General features: G+C 55.5%; 6 protein-coding genes and 2 pseudogenes. 3 read left to right on the top strand and 5 right to left on the bottom strand.

Annotated elements, in window-relative coordinates; translation table 11 throughout:
* Positions 1 to 6: 6 nt before the first annotated feature.
* The 3 genes and pseudogenes from V8352_RS21160 to V8352_RS21155 form a co-directional block, all read right to left on the bottom strand.
* On the bottom strand, positions 7 to 318 hold the full coding sequence (locus V8352_RS21160) for a sigma factor-like helix-turn-helix DNA-binding protein (protein ID WP_336426239.1): 312 nt from the start codon (positions 316 to 318) through the stop codon (positions 7 to 9).
* A 34-nt stretch (positions 319 to 352) separates the two neighbouring features.
* Positions 353 to 721 (bottom strand): annotated as a pseudogene (locus V8352_RS22075) (sigma-70 family RNA polymerase sigma factor); the annotation flags it as partial.
* A 280-nt stretch (positions 722 to 1,001) separates the two neighbouring features.
* Positions 1,002 to 1,208 carry a hypothetical protein gene (locus V8352_RS21155; RefSeq protein ID WP_336426238.1) on the bottom strand — a complete coding sequence of 69 codons (207 nt, stop codon included), beginning with the start codon at positions 1,206 to 1,208 and terminating at the stop codon, positions 1,002 to 1,004.
* Between the two features lie 481 nt (positions 1,209 to 1,689).
* On the opposite strand from V8352_RS21155, the pseudogene V8352_RS21150 reads away from it, so the two are divergent.
* From V8352_RS21150 to V8352_RS21140, 3 genes and pseudogenes are all read left to right on the top strand, one after another.
* Positions 1,690 to 2,411 (top strand): annotated as a pseudogene (locus tag V8352_RS21150) (hypothetical protein).
* Between the two features lie 232 nt (positions 2,412 to 2,643).
* Entirely contained in the window at positions 2,644 to 4,287 is a 1,644-nt protein-coding gene (locus V8352_RS21145; RefSeq protein ID WP_336426237.1) for an AIPR family protein, read from the top strand.
* Positions 4,284 to 4,808 (top strand): YqaA family protein, encoded by a 525-nt coding sequence (locus V8352_RS21140; RefSeq protein ID WP_442971081.1) that lies wholly within the window; start codon positions 4,284 to 4,286, stop codon positions 4,806 to 4,808. Before V8352_RS21145 ends, V8352_RS21140 begins: the two co-directional genes overlap by 4 nt.
* A gap of 331 nt (positions 4,809 to 5,139) precedes the next feature.
* Here V8352_RS21140 and V8352_RS21135 read toward each other — a convergent pair whose 3' ends face one another.
* The gene (locus V8352_RS21135; protein WP_336426236.1) at positions 5,140 to 5,355 is read right to left on the bottom strand and encodes a hypothetical protein; all 216 of its coding nucleotides are present in this window, start codon (positions 5,353 to 5,355) and stop codon (positions 5,140 to 5,142) included.
* Positions 5,356 to 5,367: 12 nt separating this feature from the next.
* On the bottom strand, positions 5,368 to 6,367 hold a 1,000-nt coding region (locus V8352_RS21130; RefSeq protein ID WP_336426235.1), incomplete at its 5' end, for an ammonium transporter.

Raw genomic sequence — 6,367 nt, 5'->3', positions numbered from 1 at the left:
CCAGCCTCAGCCCGAAAGCATAACCTGATCGGACGGCTTCGGAGGCTGCGAACCCTGCCGACTGAGCGCGGGCCGCGACATTGATGGGCAAAGCGCTGCATCCCCTTGCTCGACCAGCCGGTTGAGCTTGGCCCTGCCGCGGCTCACGCGGCTCTTGACGGTGCCGACTGTGCAGCCGCAGGCATCGGCCGTTTCCAGCTGGGAAAACCCGTAGGCACCCATCAGAACGATTGGCCGGCGCTGTGTATCGGGCAGCCGGGCAATGGCGGCAATCAACTCCTTGAGCGCAAGCGCGTGATCCNGTGCAGCCGCAGGCATTGGCCGTTTCCAGCTGGGAAAACCCGTAGGCACCCATCAGAACGATTGGCCGGCGCTGTGTATCGGGCAGCCGGGCAATGGCGGCAATCAACTCCTTGAGCGCAAGCGCGTGATCCTGACCGGGTTCCTCTGACAGCGCTGTCGCGCAGGCGCCATCAACATCCTGAACCTCATTGCGCAGTTTGCGCCACTCGGAAAAGAAGGTGTTGCGCAAGATGGTGAACAACCACGCCCGCAGGTTGCTATCGCTTCGATAGCTGTCGCGGTGGGTCCATGCCTTCAAAAGCGTGGCCTGAACCAAGTCCTCGGCGCGATGCTTGTTGTTGGTCAGTTTCAGCGCCCGGCGATACAGCGACTGGGAATGCTGCGGAAGGAGGGTGTGAAAAGGGTGTGGTTTGATCATTGGTGCCTCTCGCTAAGGATGATTTTCGCCGCGCAAATCGGCCGCCGAAATGCACAGGCGACCGAAGGAGATGCCCGGAACCCGTATCCGTGGGGCAGAGGCGCGGGATCACGCTTGCCGCTGGCCCGGTGAGCATTGCCAGTCTGGCACCGTCCCAAGGCATCATGCCTTCGGGCCTCGATCCGGGGTCTTGAATGAATTTTGCCCGACCCGGTTGAGGTGCCATCCGGGGGCGGTCCATTGCGTTCGCCCCAGTGGTTCAAGCGATCGGGGGGCGCAGTCAGCCAAAACCGATGAAACTGAGCACCGCCAAGACGATGACAATTGCGCCAACGATGTAAACGATTTGGCTCATCGCTAGTCCTTTCAAATGGTCACAGCACCTGCCCCTCAATTCCGGTGCGCTTTCGCGCGCGGCCAGCCTGCAAGGTGCGGCGATCGTCGATTGCGAATGGGCAGTCAGGTTTTCTTGAACGCCGCGATGCATCAAGGGGAAGGGATGCCTCTAATTGCATCAAGCGCAGTCCTGACTGCCCGGTCTCTAAGTGCCCCCGTCGAGACTCGTGGACACGAATCAACATTACGTTTTGACGCAGTGGCCACATAGGATCGGAATCTACTCACCATGTGGAAAGGGGTTGCACCAACGGCGCGGGACTCTTCCTAAGCCACGCGTCCATCACGCGGCACATCGGCGCTGTGCTGAGGATCGATATAATGACCTGATGATTTCGCGTCTTGTGCGTCTGCACCCTCGCGAGACTGAGGCGGCATATGAGGTATCCAATCCACATATCAAATAAAATGACCACAGTCTTGCAATGCGCGCCTATTTCGGTCCACTGCTGCCCTTCAGCGACAAGCCGACATTCTGCGCCGCCGCCCGTCGAACCAGCCATTCATTTCGGCGAACCTCACACTATGCGGACATCATGGAACTGCAGCGCGGTCTGTGGCAGTATCCTGAGATGATCAAGCTCCGCACTCTTGCCGACGACCATCCCGACCTCGCGCATTCTCCGCTGCTTCGGGGCGCTCTCCTGACCCTGCAATATGCGCAGAAGCATGGATCAATCCGTCTAACCAAAACCAAGGCGTTCAAGCGCATCTTCGTCCATTGGGCCGTCGAGCATTTCGACTGGCCGGGAAAAAGCGCAGAAGAGATGTTCCGCTACAACAAGCTGATCAATGAATATGAGTTCCCGCCGCTCGAGGTTCTGCATTTCCTGCTGATTTCCCTGCGCCTGGGACGTCATTTCAAGGGGGAGTTTCGCTGACCAAGCGTGGCACAGATCTGGCGCAAGCCCCTGGGCGCCTGTTTGCCGAGCTGATCCCATACTTTGTGCTCCGGATCGATCACGCATCCTATGCGCGCTTCGACGATCACCTCTTCGGAAAATGGGACGTCTGGCTGAACGTGATCAACGTGGAGGCCGATCACGGCACGACCGAGGCCGCCTTGTTCAAAACCTTTTACGGTGAGGCAAAGGATTGGCATACTGCGGGATGGCGAGAGATGGCCGCGTTTTCCTCATGTGTGCTGCGACCGCTCGAATGGGCGGGATTGCTGACCGAGACCCGCGAAGACGGCGCCGGCAAGCACGAATGTCATGTGTTCAAGACCCCGCTCTGGCGCAGCGCGCTCAGCCTTGACACCGACGACATGCTGCGACCGATGTCCGTTCAGTGAGAGTGTTTTTCATTGGTCCCAAGGCGCGACGCTGCTTGCGTATGATCGGCCCAAACTTGCCGTTCGGCTCGCGTGCTGCGACCGGCTACATATGCCCGGCGCGCTCACCCAACTCGAAACCGACGACTATCAAAACCCCTGACCCTCGATAGGAACGAGGAAGGGTTTCAGGCGGATCACTTGAAAATATCGAACCACGCGGCGTGACATTTCATCAACAAGGAAGAAAAATATGGCGAACATGTTCGATTGGAACGCTCTCGACCAAAAGATCAATGCAACGGTCGCGGAATATGATGAACTTGGCAAATCAAAGGCGCTCACGGTTGTCGCAGTTTCCGAGATCATGGAGATCGATATTGATGAAGCTGTCGACGCTATCACCGATGGTGGAAATGACCGTGGTGTCGACGCCCTATACATTGATGATCGCGATGCGAAAAATGATATTCATGTGTTCCAGGCTAAGTGCGTTAACGATTTTGAAAAGTCGAAGAATAATTTTCCAGGCGATGAAATAGATAAGCTGATCTCTTTTGTAACGGATCTTACAAATCATGATGCTGAAGCTCTCGAAAGCGCAAATGACCTTCTGAAGGCAAAGATTCTCGACGCCCTCGAGGTTTTGAAAGAGTCAAATGCAACGATAACGGTGCATTTTATCGGCAACACCGCACCATTAATTGACAGCGAATTGAAGCGGATTCGCACGGTATTTTCAAGATATAAAGCGATCGAGTTCAGGATGCACGATTTGGATACACTATCAGATTTTTTCCTCGAGAAACGCGCCCCGGAACTCGTTCGGGAGATCACGGCGATCGACACAAATTTCTTTGACCGGACAGACCAGAATTTGCGCGGGGTTGTGTGCTCGGTCGCAGCCATGGACATAGTTGATGCAATCAGATCAGAGGAAGACCCCGATCAAGTCGAAGCTGGTATCTTCGATCAAAACGTGCGCGTTTACCTAAAACGAAGAAATCGCATCAATCGCAGGATCATTGAGTCCGCGCTCTCTGATGACAACCATATGTTCTGGTATCAGAACAATGGTATCACGATGACGTGCGACAAGGTTGATCTTGGCCCCTCAAGACGGTCGCCAAAGATCAAACTGACAAACGTTCAGATTGTGAACGGTGGCCAGACATCAAACTGTCTGTTCGAAGCGGCAAAAGAGCAAAAGGAAAAGGTTGAGGATGTCATTCTGCTTGTTCGGATCATTGAGACATCATCTGAAGATGTAAAAATGTCGATTGCCGAAACGACAAACAGTCAGACACCTATCAACGTCCGAGATCTCAGATCCAATGACAGGCAGCAAAGACAGCTCGAAGAGGCTTTTGCAGATCTCGGCTACTACTATGAGCGGAAGTCCGGGCAACACGCCGATAAAGATTCCTCGAGACGTGTCGATGCTCTTTCTTCAGGTCAGGCATATCTTGCATATGGGATCGGCCTTCCCGAAACGGCCAAGAAAGACCGCGGGCGAGTTTTTGGAGATCTCTACGATACTGTTTTTGCCGAGGATCTCACAGCGAATAAATTGCTCACGTCATTCAAGCTAATTCGACTTGTGAATGACCAAAAAAAGGAAGTTCGCAAGAAGATTCGGGAGGGCGCAAATCTTGAAGCCGGAAAAATGTCATTGATCGACGGGTCTTTCCATGTGTTGTTTGCGATCCGACAAATCTGCAATCGGGATGAAATTGATACATGGGACTATGATCTTGCGAAGGACAACCTCAACGAGGCCGTCACCGTGGTTTCGAAGTTATATGCTGAATCGCAGTCGTCGGACGCAAATTTCTCTTCAAACCGATACTTCAAGGACGCACGAACGAAGGATCAGGTAACCAAAACAGTTGGTTGATCACCCCCATCTCAAAGACCACGGAAGCGCGGGATACCGGCACGACATCGTCATCGACGATCTACATCGCCGCTGGCCCGCGCGCGACTGACATGCTGGGGCTTTTCGGCATGTTCTCAGCCGCCTTTCTCGCGGCCACGCTGATCCCCGCCCAGTCCGAGGCCGTGCTGGTAGGCCTGCTCTGGGCCAAGGCGCATTCCGTCTGGCTGTTGCTGCTCGTGGCCACCACCGGAAATGTTATTGGCGCGGCGGTAAACTGGGTTCTCGGACGATACCTCAGCCATTTTGCAGACCGTCGCTGGTTTCCGGTATCGGCAAGTAAGATGGAGCGCGCCTCGGGTTGGTATCGCAAATGGGGATTCTGGAGCCTCCTAGGAAGTTGGCTTCCCATCGTGGGCGATCCGCTGACACTAGTCGCGGGACTGCTCAAAGAGCCGTTCTGGCGCTTCCTGCTCATAGTGACCGTGGCAAAAGGAGGACGCTACCTAGTGCTGGCGATTGTAACCCTAAAGTATGCATGAAAGTCGCTCCCGAAATATCACATCTCTTGTCGGCGAAGCGGTCGCATCACGAGCTAAAGTGCTTGGACGAGGGCTTCGCGACCTCGTTGCGGACATTAAGAGATTTCGCGTCAGCATCTGGCCCAGCTTGAGCTCGAGCGAAGTGTCCTTGAGAAAAAGTCCTACGGTCCCGCACATGTCGCGGTTTCTTCGTCGGTCGGTAATGACAAGTCGAAAGCTAGCACCAGACAACCAAGCGTTCAGCTACTATGAGTATAATTTTCTTATCAAGAAAATGGGGGCGCGACCTCGCGCGCCCCCAGATACCGCTTTGTGAAAACCGCGGGAAGTATCAGTAGCGTTCGAGGACGCGGGCGATCTTTTCTTGGTCGCCCAACTTGCGGGCCTTTTCCAGATGAACCTTCTCACGTTGGAACTGGATGATGTGCCAGCCCACCCAGAAGATCACGCCGATGACGACCATCGCCACTTCCATTCCCTGAAAGGGGTAGACCGGGCCGACTTCAGCCAGATCCACGGCCCAGCTATCGTATCCTATCGTTGACATACGGTGCGCTCCTTATGTTCTGATTCTGATGGCAAGATGTGCCTTGTCCGCTTCGATTATGTCTTGCTTGGCATCTTCGTAGGCGTGATGCTCGGCAAAATCGAGGCCCTGCAATTCCACTTCTTCGGGGATGCGCAGAACGCCCATCGCGCTCTGGATCTTGGCCACGCACCAGCCCGGCGCAAAACCAAGGACAAAGAACATGATGACCGCGCCGATTGTCTGGCCCAGCGGATTGATCGTCGCAAAACCTTCGAACGGCGAGGCCGGTGCGCCCCACAGCATGAAGCCAGCGATGATCAGGCCGACCACGCCCGCATAGCCATGAACAGCCACCGCGCCGACCGCATCGTCCAGCTTGAAGGTCCGCTCAACCCACTGATGCAGGTTATAGACGATAACGACGCCGATCGCGCCAACGAGCATGGCTTGGATCGGGTGGTAGAGGTCGTTGCCCGCCGAGGCCGTGATCACGCCAGCCAGACCGCCCGAGAAGGTCCAGAAGGCATCGCCCTTGGACACGAGGTAGGCCGCCATGAGACCGCCCGACAGCGACATGAGGAAGTTGAAGGTAATCGCTGACAATGACGTGGGCGCAAGGTAGATGTTGGTCGCCGTCCAGGTGACGCCGGTGATCTCACCGCCAATGGCCTCGGGCGAGATCAGAGGCACGTTGCACGCCGCGTAAAAGCCCCAGAAGCCGGTATAGATCAGAAAGATGCCAATCGTCAGCAGCCACGGGTTGTGCGGCGGGATATCGCGGGGCGTGCCATCGCTTGCGAATTTGCCGATACGTGGCCCCAGCACCATGATGACACCCAGCGCATAGCCGCCTGCGATGGCGTGGATGACGCCCGATGCATAAGCATCATGGTATCCAAGATATTTCACCATCCAGCCGTCATAGTGCCAGCCCCATGCCGCGTCGATGATCCAGAAAACCGATCCGATCAAAACAGCATGCACCCAAAGAGCCGAGGAGCGAATACGCTCGATCACCGACCCCGATACG

Source organism: Roseovarius sp. D0-M9, assembly GCF_037083805.1.
Lineage (GTDB): Bacteria > Pseudomonadota > Alphaproteobacteria > Rhodobacterales > Rhodobacteraceae > Roseovarius.
Note: the sequence above shows the minus strand (reverse complement) of the source record. Positions and strands in the feature narration are given on the sequence as shown.

Coding starts and splice junctions, on each gene's coding strand:
- V8352_RS21155 (WP_336426238.1), bottom strand. CDS start 1,208: ATGCATCGCGGCGTTCAAGAAAACCTGACTGCCCATTCGCAATCGACG.
- V8352_RS21135 (WP_336426236.1), bottom strand. CDS start 5,355: ATGTCAACGATAGGATACGATAGCTGGGCCGTGGATCTGGCTGAAGTC.
- V8352_RS21145 (WP_336426237.1), top strand. CDS start 2,644: ATGGCGAACATGTTCGATTGGAACGCTCTCGACCAAAAGATCAATGCA.